Origin of the sequence: Amycolatopsis roodepoortensis (genome assembly GCF_014873915.1) — a bacterium.
Classification (GTDB): Bacteria; Actinomycetota; Actinomycetes; order Mycobacteriales; family Pseudonocardiaceae; genus Amycolatopsis; species Amycolatopsis roodepoortensis.
In genome coordinates, this window is the sequence record NZ_JADBEJ010000004.1 from 929,099 (window position 1) to 943,942 (window position 14,844).

The 14,844-nt window shown below is 71.0% G+C and carries 12 protein-coding genes; 3 read left to right on the forward strand and 9 right to left on the reverse strand.

Translation table 11 applies throughout. The annotated features are described in order from the left end of the window. Positions 1 to 32 precede the first annotated feature (32 nt). Positions 33 to 2,327, forward strand: a complete 2,295-nt coding sequence (locus H4W30_RS15070; protein WP_225949338.1) for a hypothetical protein — start codon at positions 33 to 35, stop codon at positions 2,325 to 2,327. A gap of 68 nt (positions 2,328 to 2,395) precedes the next feature. Here the strand turns inward: H4W30_RS15070 and H4W30_RS15075 are convergent, their stop codons facing one another. The 3 genes from H4W30_RS15075 to H4W30_RS15085 all read right to left on the reverse strand — a co-directional run bounded on the left by H4W30_RS15075 (position 2,396) and on the right by H4W30_RS15085 (position 5,930). Continuing rightward, positions 2,396 to 3,097: an LPXTG cell wall anchor domain-containing protein gene (locus H4W30_RS15075; RefSeq protein ID WP_192743393.1), complete on the reverse strand. Its 702-nt coding sequence runs from the start codon at positions 3,095 to 3,097 to the stop codon at positions 2,396 to 2,398. A 256-nt stretch (positions 3,098 to 3,353) separates the two neighbouring features. Next, on the reverse strand, positions 3,354 to 4,874 hold the full coding sequence (locus tag H4W30_RS15080) for an amino acid permease (protein WP_192743394.1): 1,521 nt from the start codon (positions 4,872 to 4,874) through the stop codon (positions 3,354 to 3,356). A 141-nt stretch (positions 4,875 to 5,015) separates the two neighbouring features. Continuing rightward, positions 5,016 to 5,930 carry a cation diffusion facilitator family transporter gene (locus tag H4W30_RS15085; protein WP_192743395.1) on the reverse strand — a complete coding sequence of 305 codons (915 nt, stop codon included), beginning with the start codon at positions 5,928 to 5,930 and terminating at the stop codon, positions 5,016 to 5,018. A 143-nt stretch (positions 5,931 to 6,073) separates the two neighbouring features. Here H4W30_RS15085 and H4W30_RS15090 point away from each other — a divergent pair, with 143 nt between their 5' ends. Then, complete coding sequence (locus tag H4W30_RS15090; RefSeq protein ID WP_192743396.1) at positions 6,074 to 9,073, forward strand: AfsR/SARP family transcriptional regulator; 3,000 nt, start codon at positions 6,074 to 6,076, stop codon at positions 9,071 to 9,073. A gap of 58 nt (positions 9,074 to 9,131) precedes the next feature. Here the strand turns inward: H4W30_RS15090 and H4W30_RS15095 are convergent, their stop codons facing one another. The 6 genes from H4W30_RS15095 to H4W30_RS15120 all read right to left on the reverse strand — a co-directional run bounded on the left by H4W30_RS15095 (position 9,132) and on the right by H4W30_RS15120 (position 14,284). Beyond that, complete coding sequence (locus H4W30_RS15095; protein WP_192743397.1) at positions 9,132 to 9,635, reverse strand: hypothetical protein; 504 nt, start codon at positions 9,633 to 9,635, stop codon at positions 9,132 to 9,134. A 189-nt stretch (positions 9,636 to 9,824) separates the two neighbouring features. After that, positions 9,825 to 11,087, reverse strand: coding sequence for a mannose-6-phosphate isomerase, class I (gene manA / locus H4W30_RS15100; RefSeq protein WP_192744111.1), 1,263 nt, complete (start codon positions 11,085 to 11,087; stop codon positions 9,825 to 9,827). Between the two features lie 66 nt (positions 11,088 to 11,153). Continuing rightward, the gene (locus tag H4W30_RS15105; protein ID WP_192743398.1) at positions 11,154 to 12,245 is read right to left on the reverse strand and encodes a hypothetical protein; all 1,092 of its coding nucleotides are present in this window, start codon (positions 12,243 to 12,245) and stop codon (positions 11,154 to 11,156) included. Continuing rightward, positions 12,229 to 12,450, reverse strand: coding sequence for a Trm112 family protein (locus tag H4W30_RS15110; RefSeq protein ID WP_192743399.1), 222 nt, complete (start codon positions 12,448 to 12,450; stop codon positions 12,229 to 12,231). Before H4W30_RS15110 ends, H4W30_RS15105 begins: the two co-directional genes overlap by 17 nt. Before the next feature lie 52 nt (positions 12,451 to 12,502). After that, positions 12,503 to 13,858 (reverse strand): phosphomannomutase/phosphoglucomutase, encoded by a 1,356-nt coding sequence (locus tag H4W30_RS15115; RefSeq protein WP_034305253.1) that lies wholly within the window; start codon positions 13,856 to 13,858, stop codon positions 12,503 to 12,505. A gap of 72 nt (positions 13,859 to 13,930) precedes the next feature. Beyond that, positions 13,931 to 14,284, reverse strand: a complete 354-nt coding sequence (locus H4W30_RS15120) for a DUF3499 domain-containing protein (RefSeq protein ID WP_073848429.1) — start codon at positions 14,282 to 14,284, stop codon at positions 13,931 to 13,933. Between the two features lie 116 nt (positions 14,285 to 14,400). Here H4W30_RS15120 and H4W30_RS15125 point away from each other — a divergent pair, with 116 nt between their 5' ends. Beyond that, positions 14,401 to 14,832 (forward strand): metallopeptidase family protein, encoded by a 432-nt coding sequence (locus tag H4W30_RS15125; protein WP_016337110.1) that lies wholly within the window; start codon positions 14,401 to 14,403, stop codon positions 14,830 to 14,832. Positions 14,833 to 14,844: the final 12 nt, after the last annotated feature.

Sequence of the window (14,844 nt, forward strand, 5' to 3'; positions counted from 1 at the left end):
CACTGGAACGGTTTGGAGGCTTCACCGTGGTCATGCCGGGTCCCGATACCCGCGTCGTCGAAATACGCGTACCCGGGCTAGTGGGCACGAGCGGTGAAAGCCTGCTGGATTCGACGTCGGTGGTCGACGTCGCGGGCGACGGCGTCGGCAGGCTGATCCGGCCGTCGGACCGGCTGCGCCGTCCCGCTCCAGGTCCGGTGCTGCCCGCGCTCGGCCGTTCGATCCCGCGCATCCTCGAAGGCTACCTGTGGAGCGGGATGACCTCCGGGGGCGCCGCGAAGGCGACCTGGGCGCTGCTGTTCCCGTTCTCGCTGGCGAACGTCGCGCACTGGATGCTGCCGCCGGTCCCGGAGGGCAGGCGGTTCGCGGCGCTGCTCGGCGGGGTCTGCCGGGGGCTGCTGCGAGTGGCGTCGCTGCTGCTGACGATGCTGCTGATCGGCCAGCTCGCCGTGGTCTCCCTCGACCTCTTCGCCGCGCAGTGCCTCGCGCCGGGTTCGACCTGTCTCGAAGGAGCGCCGTCGTTCCTGCGTGACTTCGCGCCACTGCGGACCGCGATCGGCGTGCTGCCGCTGCTGATCCTGATCTTCGTGCTCGACCGGATCCCGTCGTCGGACTGGCGATCGCGGAACAGGCTGCACCGCGCGCACAGTTCGAGCCCGCTGCAACCGCAGGACCTGCCGCGGACGCCCGGCCTGCGCACGCTGCACACCGTCGCCGCGCTGACCTGTGTCGCGCTTCCGTTGCTCGGCGGGCCGTTCCGGCTGCCGTCGGCGACGTTCGACCTCGTCGTCTGGATCTGCGCGCTGGCGCTCGTCCTCGCCACGCTGGTGGCCTCGACGGTCGGTTTCTCGGCCGGGCCGGTGATCCGGGGCGGGCTGATCGGGGTCGCCGTCGTCCTGGTCGGGATCGCCGTCGTGCGCCGGACGCCGCTGCCCGCCGGGCTCCCGGGCGGCGGGCTCGGCGGAGCGGACGGGACGGTGGAGGCGCTGGGGGCGGCGATGGTCGCGGTGACCGTGCTGTTCGCGCTGATCCTCGTCCCGGCGGCCCTGCTCGGACGCCCGGCGTGGAAACACCTGCCGCACCGGCTGCGGCCCTGGCTCGGCGGCTGGGCGGCGGCGCCGGTCGTCGCGCTGGCCGGACTGCTCGGCGGCGGCTTCGGCGCGGGGCTGGCGGTCGCGCTGCGGCAGCTGGTCGGCGCGAGCGAACTCCGGCTGCCCGACACCTACTCCCTGGTGACCGTGCTGTGGGGCGCCGGTCTCGCGCTCGCCGTCGTGCTTGGTGTGCTGGGCTTCGCGGTCGCCGTCCCGCTGCGACGGCTGCGCCGGGGCATCCCGAAGATCGTCGCGCTGATGGAGATCGACAAGGCACAGGAAGAGGAAGCCGCGAGCGCCTGGGCGCGCGCGTCGTGGGAGCGCAAGCATCTGCACCATCTCGCGCTCACGGTCGCGCTGGCGATGGCCGCGGGCGGCGGGGCGCTCCTGGTGTTGCGCTTCGGTTTCGGCCCGCTGCCGGGCTGGTTCAAGCCCCTCTCCGCGATCGGCGTGTTCGCGCTCGGCGCGATGGCGGCCGGGTTGCTGCGCGTGGTGTTCGCCGCCGCGACGACCCCCAAACGCAGCCGTCACCTCGGCGCGCTGGCGGATCTCGTGTGCTTCTGGCCGCGTGCCGCCCATCCGACCGTTCCGCCGAGTTACGCGCTCAAGGTCGTCCCGGAACTCGCGGACCGCGTCAAGGAACATCTGGCCGATCCGGGCACCCGCGTCGTGCTGTCCGGCTACAACCTCGGCAGCCTGCTGACCGTGCTCGCGGCGGCGCGGGTGATCGCCGATCTCCCGCCGGAGGACCGTGACCGGGTCGGGCTGCTGACCGCGGGATCACCACTGCAATGGGGTTACCAGCGCGCCTTCCCCGCCATGCTGCCGCAGGAGCAACTCGCCGGGCTGTACCGGGATCTCGACGGCCGCTGGCGCGCGCTGTGCCGCGGCACGGACATCTTCGGCGGCGGCGTCACGACGTGGCGGCATCGCGTGGTGGCCGGGAAACTGCTGGGCGACGGCTACCTGCCCGGCGGCGGGACCGGTCCGCTGGCCGCCGAGGCCGACGATCAGGGCGTCCTGGTGCTCGGCGGTGATCACTGGCTGCCCGACCCGATGCGCGGGCCGACCGGGCGGCACCGCTGGGCACCCGGGGTCCTCAAGCACACGGACTACGTCGTCGACGCCGAATGGGACAACGCCGTCGCGATGGCCGCCGGCCTCGGCCGTCCGCGCCCGAAGAACCCTTGGGGCGAACAGGGATCGCTGTTCGGAGACTTCCCGCAGATGCGCTGAAGCGCGTGAAGGCCCCCTTCCCTCGGCTGAGCCGAGGGAAGGGGGCCTTCACGCGCAACCAGCTAGCTTCAGTTGGCCTTGCGGCGCACGCGCAGCAGGACCAGGACGCCGGCACCGGCCAGGACCAGCAGGCCACCGGCCCACAGCAGCCAGGCGTTGTCGAAACCGGTGTCCGCGAGGTCGCCGCCGTTGCCACCGTTGCCGTCGACCACGGGGGCCGGGGCGGTGGTGCTGCTCGGGGCTTCGGACGTCTGAGAGGGCTTGTCCGGAGAGGTCGGAGCCGTCGTCGGCGGCTTGGCCGTCGTGGTCTTCGTCGGCTCGCTCGGCTTCGTCGGCTCGGAGGTCGGCGTCTTCTTTTCACCGCAGACGAACCAGTGGCTGATGGCCGCCTGCTGGTCACCCTTGTTCAGCGGCGAACGCAGCTGCTTCCACGGCGGGTTCTCGGGCAGCCCCTTCTCCCCCGGCACGTAGACGTTGTAGCCGTGGCCGCCCTTGACCACGATCGCCGTGACTGTGACGCCCTTGGCGACCGCGGTGATGTCGAGATACAGCTCGTTGTCACCGCCGGTGAAGGTCAGCTCCGAGGTGGGAATCAGCTTGCCCGGGACCTTGGCGCCTTCGCAGGTGGTGGCGTTGCTGCCCACGACCTGGGTCGCGCGGTCGTCGCTGCGGGTCGCGAGGGCGGTGCCGGCGGTCCCGACGAGGGCCACGGCGGCGAGGGCGACGACGGTGACGGCGGAACGGACACGCCGTCTCGGCTTGATCTGCATTCGGAGCTCTCCTGTACCGATCGGGGGACAACGAGCGAAGCGTGGTGCCACCTCCGAGGGAACGCGGTCAACTCGCGGTACTCATACACGGAGTCGCGATAACCCATCAGAGGGAAGCAAGGCCCGGACGGTATCGCACACGGATTTTACGGCGGTACCGGCACCCCAGGTGTTATCGCTCCGAGACCGGACGGCCCCCGGCACGGAAACGGCCCACCATCCACAAAGGAATGGTGGGCCGTCGAAACGAGAATGATCAGTCCGAAACGGACGTCGGCACCTCGCCCTTGTTCTGCTTGCCGAGCAGGGAACGGCGGCGGCTGTAGGCGAAGTAGATGACGACGCCCAGCGCCATCCACGCCAGGAAGCGCAGCCACGTCAGCACCGTCAGGTTCAGCATCAGCCACAGGCACGCGACGATCGCCAGGATCGGGATCACCGGGACCCACGGCACGCGGAAGGCGCGGGGCAGATCGGGCCGGGTCTTGCGCAGCACCAGCACGCCCGCCGAAACCAGCACGAAGGCGAACAGCGTCCCGACGTTGACCATTTCCTCGAGCTTGTCCGCCGGGAAGAAAGTCGCCGCGACCGCGACCAGTCCGCCGACGACGATGGTCGCGCGCATCGGGGTCCCGGTCGGGCCGGTCTTCGCCAGGCCGCGCGGCATCAGGCCGTCACGCGACATCGCGAAGATGATCCGGATCTGGCCGAGCATCAGCACCATGACGACGGTCGTCAGACCGGCGAGGGCACCGACGGAGATGATGTTGGCCGCCCAGTCGACGCCGTTGGCCGCGAACGCGGACGCGAGCGTCTTCTTGCCGCCGTCACCCGCCGTGGTGGCGAGCTCCTTGTAGTTCACCATGCCGACGACCACGAGCGACACGGCGACGTACAGCACCGTGACGATGGCGAGCGAGCCGAAGATGCCGCGGGGCACGGCCTTCTGCGGGTTGCGGGTCTCCTCGGCGGTGGTCGCGACGATGTCGAACCCGATGAACGCGAAGAACACCAGCGACGCGGCGGCCAGCAGGCCGAAGACGCCGAACGCGCTGCTGCCGCCACCGGCGATCAGCGAGAACAGCGACTGGTCGACACCGGTCGACGCCGATTCCCCGGCGGGCTGGGCGTCCGGGATGAACGGCGTGTAGTTCGACCCCTTGATGTAGAAGATGCCCAGCACGATCACGAACAGCACCACCGCGACCTTGATCCCGGTGATCACCATGGAGAACCGCGAAGACAGCTTCGTGCCGACGGCGAGCAGCGTCGCGAGCACGAGCACCACGAGCAGGGCGCCCCAGTCGACCGGGATCGGGCCGAGCTCGAACGTCGTCTTCGTGCCCTTGCCGAAGATGTAGGAGAGCACGGTTTCGAGGTAGGCGGACCAGCCCTTCGACACCGCGGCCGCGCCGACCGCGAGCTCCAGGATGAGGTCCCAGCCGATGATCCACGCCATGAACTCGCCGAACGTGGCGTAGGAGAACGTGTACGCGCTCCCGGCCACCGGGACGGTCGACGCGAATTCCGCGTAACAGAGGGCGGCCAGCGCACACGCGATGGCCGCGAACACGAACGCGAGCGAGACCGACGGCCCCGCGAAGTCACCGGCCGTGCGCGCGGTGAGGGTGAAGATACCGGCACCGATGACGACGGCGACACCGAAGACGGTCAGGTCCCACGCGCTCAGGTTCCGCCTGAGCTTCGTCCCCGGCTCGTCGGTGTCCGCGATGGACTGCTCGATGGATTTCGTACGCCACAGACCGTTTCCGGGCACCCTTGACCTCCTACACCTGACTGCGGTTCAACGGACCCTATCGCCCGGTCGTGACGGCAGCGCGGTGGGAGAGCAACGAAGTACCCGGAGGTCGTGGCGGTAATCGGCGCGGTACGGAGAGTTGCCCCGGATGGCGGCCGCTCAGGCCAGCGCGCGGTCCAGATCCGGCTCCAAATAGATCAGCTTCGCCGTGGGCACCTTCGCCCGCACACGCGCTTCGGCGTCGTCGATGGCCTGCGCGATGTCCGCGGTCTCCAACCCCGGCACCAGTGCGAGCTTCGCGGCCACCAGCATCTCGTCCGGGCCGATGTAGAGCGTCCGGATGTGGATGACCCGCTCGACCTTGCCCGCGGCGAGCTCGTCGACGATCACGTCGAGGTCGGATTCGGAGGCGCCTTCGCCGATCAGGAGGCTCTTCATCTCGATGATCAGGATGATCGCGATGACGCCGAGCAGCACACCGATCGTCACGGTGCCGATGCCGTCCCACACCGGGTTCCCGGTGACGACCGACAGCCCGACACCGCCGAGCGCGAACACCAGGCCGAACAGCGCGCCCGCGTCCTCCAGCAGGACGACCGGCAGCTCGGGCGTCTTGGCCTGGCGGATGAAGGCCCACCAACCGGCGTCGCCCTTGATCTTCTTCGACTCCTGGATCGCGGTGTAGAAGCTGTAGCACTCCAGCCCGATCGCGACCACGAGGATGCCGACCGCCACCAGCGGCGAGGTCAGCTCTTCGGGATGCGAGATCTTGTGGATGCCCTCGTACAGCGCGAACACCGAGCCGAGGCTGAACAGCATCAGCGCGACGATGAACGAGTAGAAGTACCGGTCCCGCCCGAAGCCGAACGGGTGCGTGCGGGTGGCCTTGCGCTGCGAGGTCTTCTGGCCGAGCAGCAGGAGCCCCTGGTTCGAGGTGTCCGCGAGCGAGTGCACGGACTCCGCCAGCATCGAGGACGACCCCGTGATGAGGAAGCCGGTGAACTTCGCGGCCGCGATTCCGGCGTTCGCCACGAGCGCGGCGATGATCGCCTTGGTTCCGCCACCTGCAGACACGTGCAACTCCCCAATGGTGTCCCGATATGCCGGGTTCGAAGGCTAGCAGTGCGGATGTGCCCATACACGGCGGGCGGGACAGGTCACAGAATTGTCGGGCCCCCTCGCTAGTCTCGCCCCTCTCATGACCTGGGGAGGTGCCCGTGCCGCGATTCGGCGTGCTCGGACCGTTGACGATCGAGAGCCCGCCCGGGCGGCGCACGACGCCGCGCGGCGAGCACCAGCGCGCCCTGCTGGCCGTCCTGCTGCTGAACGCGAACTCGTCCGTCCCGGTCGACGCGCTGGTCGAGACCCTCTGGCCGGACACGCCACCGAAGTCCTACTCCTCGAATCTGCACACGTACGTCTCGCGCCTGCGGGCCCGGTTCGAGGGCCTGGAGATCGAGCGGGAGCCCCACGGTTACCGGCTGGTGGTCGAGCCTGTCGACCTCGATCTCCTGTCCTTCCGCGAAGCCGCCGCGGCGGGGAAGGCGGCGGCGCGGGCGGGCGATCCGGCGGCCGCTGCCGGGCACTACCGCCGGGCGCTGGCGGAATGGCGCGGCCCGGTCCTTTCCGGACTGCACATCCCCCGGCTCGACGCGGACATCGCCCGCCTGGAGTCGGAACGCCTGGCCGCCTTCGAAGACTGTGTGGACGCCGAACTGTCCGACGGCAGGCACGGCGAGCTCACCGGCGAGCTCCAGGCGATGATCACCGAGCATCCGCTGCGCGAGCGGCTCGCCGCGCAGCTGATGATCGCGCTGCACCGCGCCGGACGGCAGGCCGATTCCCTTGCCGTCCACCGCGATCTGCGCGCCACGCTCGTCGAGGAGCTCGGTGTGGAGCCCGGCGCCGAGGTCCGCCGGGTGCACGCCGCCGTGTTGCGCGGCGAAGACCCGGTGCCGTCGGCCAAGGCGGCGCCGGTCTTCCCGATCTGCCAGCTGCCGCCGGACATCGCGGATCTCGCGGGCCGCGAGAACGAGATCGCGAAGCTCTCCGCGCTGCTCGGCGAAGGCAAGGGCGTCCCGGTCGCGGTGATCACCGGCGAACCGGGGGCAGGCAAGTCGACGCTCGCGGTCAGCACCGCGCACAGGCTCCGCCGGTCCTTTCCGGACGGTCAGCTGTTCGTCCCGCTGGCGGGCGCCTCCGACCCTCGCGACCTTTCCGACGTCCTCGGCGACCTGCTGCGCGCGCTCGGCGTCATCGGTCCGGCCATCCCGGACGACGTCGAGGCCAGGGCGGCGGTCTACCGCGGCCGCCTCGCCGATCGGCGGGTCCTCGTGGTGCTCGACGACGCCGCGAACCCCGAGCAGGTTCGCGCGCTGCTGCCGGGAACGCCGGGCAGCGCCGTGCTGATCACCAGCAGGCGTCGGCTTTCCGGGCTCGCGGGGGCGGATCGGCTGCATCTCGCGCCGCTGTCCGGCACCGAGGCGATGGCCCTGCTGGCGCGGCTGGCCGGGCCGGACCGGGTCGGCGCCGAACGCGCGGACGCGGAACGCATCGCCAAGGCCTGCGGCAATCTCCCGCTGGCGTTGCGGATCGCCGGCAGCAGGCTCGCGATGCGGCCCGGCCTGCCGCTCGGGAAGCTCGCCGGGAAACTGGAGGACGAGGTCTCGCGCCTGGACGAGCTCCAGGTCAGCGATCTCCAGGTCCGCGGCAGTATCGCGTTGAGCTATGAGGCGCTGAGCCCGGCGGCGCGGCGCGCTTTCCGGCTGATCGGCCGCTGCCGCACCCTCGACCTGCCCGCTTGGGCGGTGTCGACGCTGATCGATGACGAAGGCGCCGACGAGGCCATCGACGAGCTCGTCGAGGCCAGCTTGCTGGAAGCCACCGGTCTCGATCCGACGGGCGAGCAGCGGTTCCGTGTCCACGACCTCGTGCGCGTGTTCGCCACGGAACTCGGCCGGGCGCTGGAGACCCGCGCCGAGCGGGTGGCGACGGTCGCGAAGGTGTCGGACGCGGCGCTGTGCCTGGCCGACACGGCGGCCCGCCGCCTGCCGAGGACGGTGCCGATGCCGTTGTCGGATCACGACGTGCCCGCGCAGCCGTTGGCGGGCGAGCTGGTCGAGCGCCTGCTGAGCGACCCCGGCACCTGGTTCTCCGTGGAGCGGGCCAACCTGGTCGCCGCCGTCTCTTCGCTGTGCGCCGTCGGCTGGCGGCGGAAAGCGTTGCGGATACTGGAAAGGCTGAGCGCGTACCTGTACCTGCACAGTCATTACACCGACATGCGGACGGCGTACGAGACCTTGCGCGACGCCGCTCGCGAGGCGGGCGACCGGCACATCGTGGTCATCGCCAAGGCGAACCTGGCGGTGCTGCTGCACGTTCGCGGCGAGTACGAGCTCGCCGCCGAGGGCTACCGCGAATGTTCGAAGGAATTGGCGGAACTGGGTGACATTTCCGCGCAGGCGTGGGTCGAGACAAATCTGGCGCGCTGCCTCGTCGGGCTCGGCCGGGCAGGCGAATCCCTGCACGCCGCGACCCAGGCCCGCGAACTGTCCACTGTGGAGGAAAGCGGGGCCTACGCACGGCAGGCGGAATCCGCGGCGCTGCATCGGCTCGGCAAGATCTCCGAGGCGCTGGAGATCGACAGGAGCAGCCTCGCGGACGCGCGCGAGCGCGGCGACGAACGTCAGCTCGGTGTTGCCCTGCAAGGGCTTTCGTGGTCGCTGATGCTCGGCGGCCGCCCGGACGAGGCCCTTGAGACGATCGAGGAGTCGGTCCGGGTGCTGCGCCGGACGACGGCGAAATCGGCGCTGGCGAAGTCGTTGCGCACCCAGGGCGCGATCCTCGCGGGCGCCGGACGGCGGGACGGCGCGGTGAAGGCGTACGAGCACGCGCGGCGGCTGGCGGGAGCGCTCGAAGAGCGGCCGAGGGAGCTTTCCTGCACGCGCGCGATAGCCGCGAGCTGGATCGGCGACGGGCGGGCCGATCGCGCGATTCCCGTGCTGCGGCAATGCCTTGACGAATTCCGCGCCATGGGCGGGAAACCCGCGACGGCCCTCACCCTGCACGTGTTGCGCAGGGCGTACGAGGCCGTCGGGGAAACGAAGGCGGCCGAGGCGGCGGGCGAAGAGGCGAAGCGATTGGAAGTCCCCCACGACGCCAACGCTTCGACCCTCGTCCGGCTGCTGTTGTCGCTCACCGAACCCGCCCCGGCCTGACCGGGGGGTGCCCGACCCCTCAGACGGGCACCACCCGGAAGTCATCATCGGGTGCGGATCACCCGAACCGTGGTTCGCGGCGTCCGGCGGAGAACCAGGCCAGCACGATCACCAGCACGCCGTTGGCCGCCGCGTCCCACATCGGCGGCGCGGCGGGCCCGAGCCGCGATACCGCGAACACGTTGATCAGCCCGGCGACGGTCAGCATCACACGCACTGGCTGGGTGCCCGACACCACCAGCGCGGCCGTGAGCAGCACCTGCGCGCCGAGCGAGACGAGCACGACCAGCGGAAGGTTCAGCCTGCTCTCCGCTTCGGCGGCGAGGCCGTGCAGGCCGGAGCCCGCGGCCTTGACGGACTCGATCGTCTCACCCGCCAACCCCGCCAGCGCCTGCGCGGAGCCGACCAGGTCTTGCCCGCTCGGCAGCGGGAGCACCAGGTCGACGACCGGGACGAGCACGGTCACCACAGCGGCTCCGAGCGCGGCGAGCAGGACGGTGGGGCGCGCGGAGACCGGCACCCGGAAAGCGCGTCCGCTCGCCGTGTCGGGATGGGAAGTCACTACTGCTGCTCCTTGGCTATCGACATCCGGGACGAGCCGACGCCAAGCGCCGGGTCACCCCTTCGGGCGATAGTTGCGGAAGCCACCACACGGAACGCACACACTTCGGCCAAGCCCCCACGCATTTCGTCCTCTGGATGCGGTCCTTGCGCGCGCAAGTACCGCATCCAGAGGACGAAATGCGAGAAATCAGCAGGTGCCGGCGGTGGCGCGGAACACCTGGGTGCGCTCGCCGGAAAGCGGCCGCACCCGGACGGCGGGGTCGGCGGCCGGGAGCCACACCGACTGGCCGCGGCGAAGCTCGACCTGCTCGCCGTCGTCGGCCGTCACCAGCAGGCTCCCCGCGGTGCACAGCAGGATCTGGGGGCCGACGTCGTGGACGGCGACCTCGCCGTCGTCCCCGGCCTCCCATTCGATCCGCGACAGCTCGAACTCGGGCGCGTCGGTGCGGTACACCGACATGCGCCGGTCCGAGGCATACTTTCCCGCCGAGGGCCCATCAGCACTGCCGCGTTCGCCGCTCTGGACCGGCATCTCGCCGCACGCGAAGTCGACGACACGCAGCAGCTCCGGCACGTCGACGTGCTTCGGGGTCAGCCCGCAGCGCAGGATGTTGTCCGAGTTCGCGAGGATCTCGACGGCGGTGCCGTGCAGGTACAGGTGCAGGTTCCCGGCGGGCAGGTAGATCGCCTCGCCCGCGCTGAGGGTGAGCCGGTTGAGCAGCAGCGCCGCGAGCACCCCCGCGTCCCGGGGGTGCGACTCGCCGAGCTCCAGGATGGTGCGGCATTCGACGTCGAATTCGCCGCGTTCCTGGACGTGCTTCACACACGAATCGAGGACCTCGGGCAGCAGTTCGTCGAGCGCCGCCTGCGGCAGGGTGATCCAGGTGGTGAACAGGGCGCGCAGCCCGGCCGGATCCGGCTGGGCCTCCAGCAGCACCGCGTACTTCGCCAGCCCGGGCGTCTCGATCGCCTTCAGCAGCGCGATCGTGCGCTCCGGGTCGCGGAAGCCCGCCAGCGCGTGGAACTCCGTCAGCGCGCAGACGAGTTCCGGTTTCGCCGTCGGATCCGGGTAGTTGCGGTTCGAGGCGTCGCGCGGGATCCCCGCCGACTCCTCGCGCGCGTAGCCCTCCGCCGCCTGCGCGGCCGACGGGTGCGCCTGCATCGAAAGCGGCTCTTCGGCGGCGAGGATCTTCATCAGGAACGGCAGCCTCCCGCCCCAGCGGTCGGCGCACATCGTGCCGAGCTGGCCGACCGGATCGGCTTCGACGAGCTCCAGCAGGCTCCGCTCGGTGCCGTCCGGGCCGATGACGTGGGACGGGTCGCCGGGGTGGGCGCCCATCCACAGTTCCGCCTCCGGATGCGGCGCCGGCACCGGGCGCCCCAGCAGCTCGGGGATCGTCGTCCTGGATCCCCACGCGTAGGGCCGCACGGCATTGCGCAGCAGCTCCACTGTCACCTCAACTCCTCGCCGGGCACGGGTGGTGCCGGCCCTCATTGCTTACGTCGCGCTCGGGACTCACGCCGTTGCGGGCGTGTACCTCCCGGCGCCGCCGATGCTGCCGACGGCAAGCCCCAGATAGACCGCGGCCAGCTCGAAACGGAGCGCGAGAACGGCCGCACGCACGATCTCGTCCGTTTCGATCTCTTCGGCCGGGGCGATCACGTCGCCGCCGGGCAGCAGGTCTTCCGCCTGGTAGCGGGCCGCCTCGGCGGCGGGCCCCGTGCGAACGGAGAGGAGCAGCACCTTCGGCGTCGCGCCGGCCCCCTCTTCCGGGTCCGCGAAGATATCGCGATCCACGCCCCCGGACAACGCCGCCCGCCGCAAAGCGGGCCTGGCCAGCGCCTGGCGATAGTCCTCCACGTCACAGACGAGGGCGGCGTGCGCGGCGAACGCGTGGGCCGCGTGCTCGCCGACGGCGACCGCGACCGGGTCCAGCCCCCACAGCAGCGGCTGGCGCTCGGCCAGCTTCAGCGCCATCGCCTTGGCCGGGTTCGCGAACGAATCCCTGGCCAGGTAGTCCTTCTCCGCCTCCGCGTCGAGGTGGTCCGCGAGCTGCTCCAGATCGGCCACCAGCAGGCCGAGCGCGTTCGCGGTCAGCAGGGCGGCGGCGAGCCCGCGGGGGAACGCCATCTCCGGCGGGACCGGGATCCTCGGCGCGAGCAGCAGCCCCTTGCCCGCGATGGAGGCCGCGACCGGGCCTTCGTCGGGGGCGGACAACACGACCCTCGCGCCGAACCGGGCGGCGCGTTCCAAGGAGGCGGCCAGCTCGCGGTCACCGGCGTCGTCGGTGTGCGCGAAGACGACGTCGAGCGCGCCGATCCAGCTCGGCACCACCTCGGCGACGACCACCGGCACCGGGCACGACGGGGTCAGGAGCGCGGCGACCAGCCGGGTCAGCGTCCGGCTGACGCCCGGCCGGTCGATCAGCACGAGCGAGCGCGGGCGCCCGACGTCCAGGCGATCGCTCAGCTCGAGTTCGGCCGCGGCTTCGGCGGTCGCCCGGACCTGGGCGCCCGCCATCGCGGCGGCACGGAGAAGCCCCGCGGTGTCGGCCTCGGCCAGCCTCGCGGGATCGTCGAGCAGGGAATCGTCAGGGACCGTCGGCATGGGCGCCATCCGGGGTCGTCGGCTCGGTGGCTTCGTCCAGCAACAGTACCGGGATTCCATCACGGACCGGATACTCGCGACCGCATTCCGTGCAGGTCAGCGCGTCGGCCTCGGGATCGGCCGCCGTCCCCGGCCGCAGCTGCGCGTGATCGGGGGACGGGCAGGCCAGGATCTCCAGCAACTGTGCGTCGAACGTGACGGCCATGGTTACTCCCTACCTGTGGGACGGCTCTGTGTGCGTCTTCACGACACATTCGTTACCCACGGACGATCGCCAATACGTCTTCGGTCAGCGCCCGGACGGCCTCGGCGTCGGCGGCCTCGACGTTCAGGCGGAGCAGCGGCTCGGTGTTGGACGGGCGCAGGTTGAACCAGCCACCGCCGGGGAGCTGCACGGTGAGCCCGTCCAGTTCGTCGATTTCGACGCCGTCGCGGGCGCCGAACGCGTCCTTGACCGCCATCATGCGCGCGACCTGGTCGTCGACGGTGGAGTTGATCTCACCGGAGGCCGAGTAGCGCGAGTACTCCGCCGTCAGCTCGGAGAGCGGGCCCGCCTGCTCGCCGAGGGCGGCGAGGACGTGCAGCGCGGCCAGCATGCCGGTGTCGGCCCGCCAGAAGTCGCGGAAGTAGTAGTGGGCCGAGTGCTCCCCGCCGAAGATCGCGCCGGTCTTGGCCATCTCGGCCTTGATGAACGAGTGCCCGACCCGGGTGCGCACCGGCTTGCCGCCGTGCTCGGCGACGATCTCCGGGACACCCTTCGACGTGATCAGGTTGTGGATGATGGTGCCGCCCGGCTCCTTCTCCAGCTCGCGGATCGCGACCAGCGCGGTGATGGCGCTGGGCGAGACCGGCTCGCCGCGCTCGTCGACGACGAAGCAGCGGTCCGCGTCGCCGTCGAAGGCAAGGCCCGCGTCGGCGCCTTCCTCGCGCACCTTCGCCTGGAGGTCGACGATGTTCTTCGGGTCGAGCGGGTTGGCCTCGTGGTTCGGGAAGTTGCCGTCGAGTTCGAAGTACATCGGGACGACCTCGATGGGCAGGCCGGCGAACACCGTCGGGACGGTGTAGCCGCCCATGCCGTTGCCGGCGTCGACGACGACCTTCAGCGGACGGCTGCCCGACAGGTCGACGAGCTTGCGCAGGTACGCCGCGTAGTCCGCGAGGACGTCCTTCTCGGTCACCGAACCGCGCTGGCCCTCGAAGGCGGGCACACCCTGCTCGACGGTGTCGCGGATCTCCGCGAGACCGGAGTCCTGGCCGACCGGGGCGGCACCCGAGCGGCACAGCTTGATGCCGTTGTACTTCGCCGGGTTGTGGCTGGCGGTGAACATGGCGCCCGGCAGGTTGAGCGACCCGGACGCGAAGTACAGCTGGTCGGTGCTGGCGAGGCCGATCGACACGACGTCGAGGCCCTGCGAGGTCACGCCGTCGGCGAAGGCGGCGGCCAGCTCGGGCGAGGAGTCGCGCATGTCGTGGCCGATCACCACGGAGTCGGACTCCGGCTTGATCAACAGGGCGAACGCCGATCCGAGGTCGCGGACGAGTGCCGCGTCCAGCTGCTCACCGACCACGCCGCGAATGTCGTAGGCCTTCACGATGCCCGAAAGGTCTGGCACGCCTGCTCCCCGCCAATAGTCTCGTTACAACGCCCTCTGGCGCGCTCGAAAGCCTACCGGCGAGCCTTCGCGTCAGGCGCGGCCGGGCAGGACGCGCAGGTGGCCGCGCCTGCCCGAGGGGCCCTCGGGTTCGGGCTCGGGGGCGGGCTTGTCGGACCGGCCCGCCTCGCGCACGGCCTCGGCCAGCGCGGTCAGCTCGTCGGCGGACGGGTCCGGGGCGGCGAAGGCCCCTTCGTGCCGGACGACTTCCCAGCCCTTGGGCACGGTCAGCCGGAGGGCGTGCGCCTCGCAGAGGTCATAGGAGTGCGGCTCGCTCGCGGTGGCCAAGGGGCCCACGACGGCTGTCGAATCGCTGTAGGCATACGTGAGCGTGGCGACAGCGGGTTCGAGACAACCCGTTCGCGAACACTTTCGTACGCTCCGCACGATCGAGAACGATAGCGCGTCGCGAGCCGGGCGTACCGGCGACACGCGCTTTGAATCGCCGAGCGCGTACCCTTCGGTTCGTGGCGACGGCTCGTGATTCCCGACAGCGACGGCGGATGCGACGGGACCGGCACGGCCGGGGCCTGCGCGGAGCGCTGTATCCGTCGACCCTTCCCGCCGCCGCTAGCAGGGCGGAAAGGTTCGACGCGCTGGTTCTGGACGCGCTCGAACCGATCGAAGCGCGGTGGCGGCACGAGCTGACGAAGCTCGACGTCGCCGTCGACGACGTCCCCGAAGTTCGCTCGGATGGCGCACCGGCCGGAGTCGACGGCGTGCTGCACGACGGCGCCGTCCCGCTCTCGCGGCTCGTGCCCGCCGGCGTCGACCGCGCCGGCCTCCCGACGCGGGCCCGCATCGTCCTCTACCGCCGCCCCCTCGAAGCGCGCGCGAAGGACCCCGGCGAACTCGCGGAACTCGTGCACGACGTCCTCGTCGAACAGGTCGCGGGCTACCTGGGCGTCGAACCCGACGTCATCGAAGGCGAATAACCCTCACCTCCG

Excerpts from the sequence above, each read along its gene's own strand:
- H4W30_RS15070 (WP_225949338.1), top strand. The coding sequence starts at position 33 with ATGCCGGGTCCCGATACCCGCGTCGTCGAAATACGCGTACCCGGGCTA.
- H4W30_RS15075 (WP_192743393.1), bottom strand. The coding sequence starts at position 3,097 with ATGCAGATCAAGCCGAGACGGCGTGTCCGTTCCGCCGTCACCGTCGTC.
- H4W30_RS15105 (WP_192743398.1), bottom strand. The coding sequence starts at position 12,245 with ATGCCGACGGTCCCTGACGATTCCCTGCTCGACGATCCCGCGAGGCTG.
- H4W30_RS15110 (WP_192743399.1), bottom strand. The coding sequence starts at position 12,450 with ATGGCCGTCACGTTCGACGCACAGTTGCTGGAGATCCTGGCCTGCCCG.
- H4W30_RS15125 (WP_016337110.1), top strand. The coding sequence starts at position 14,401 with ATGCGACGGGACCGGCACGGCCGGGGCCTGCGCGGAGCGCTGTATCCG.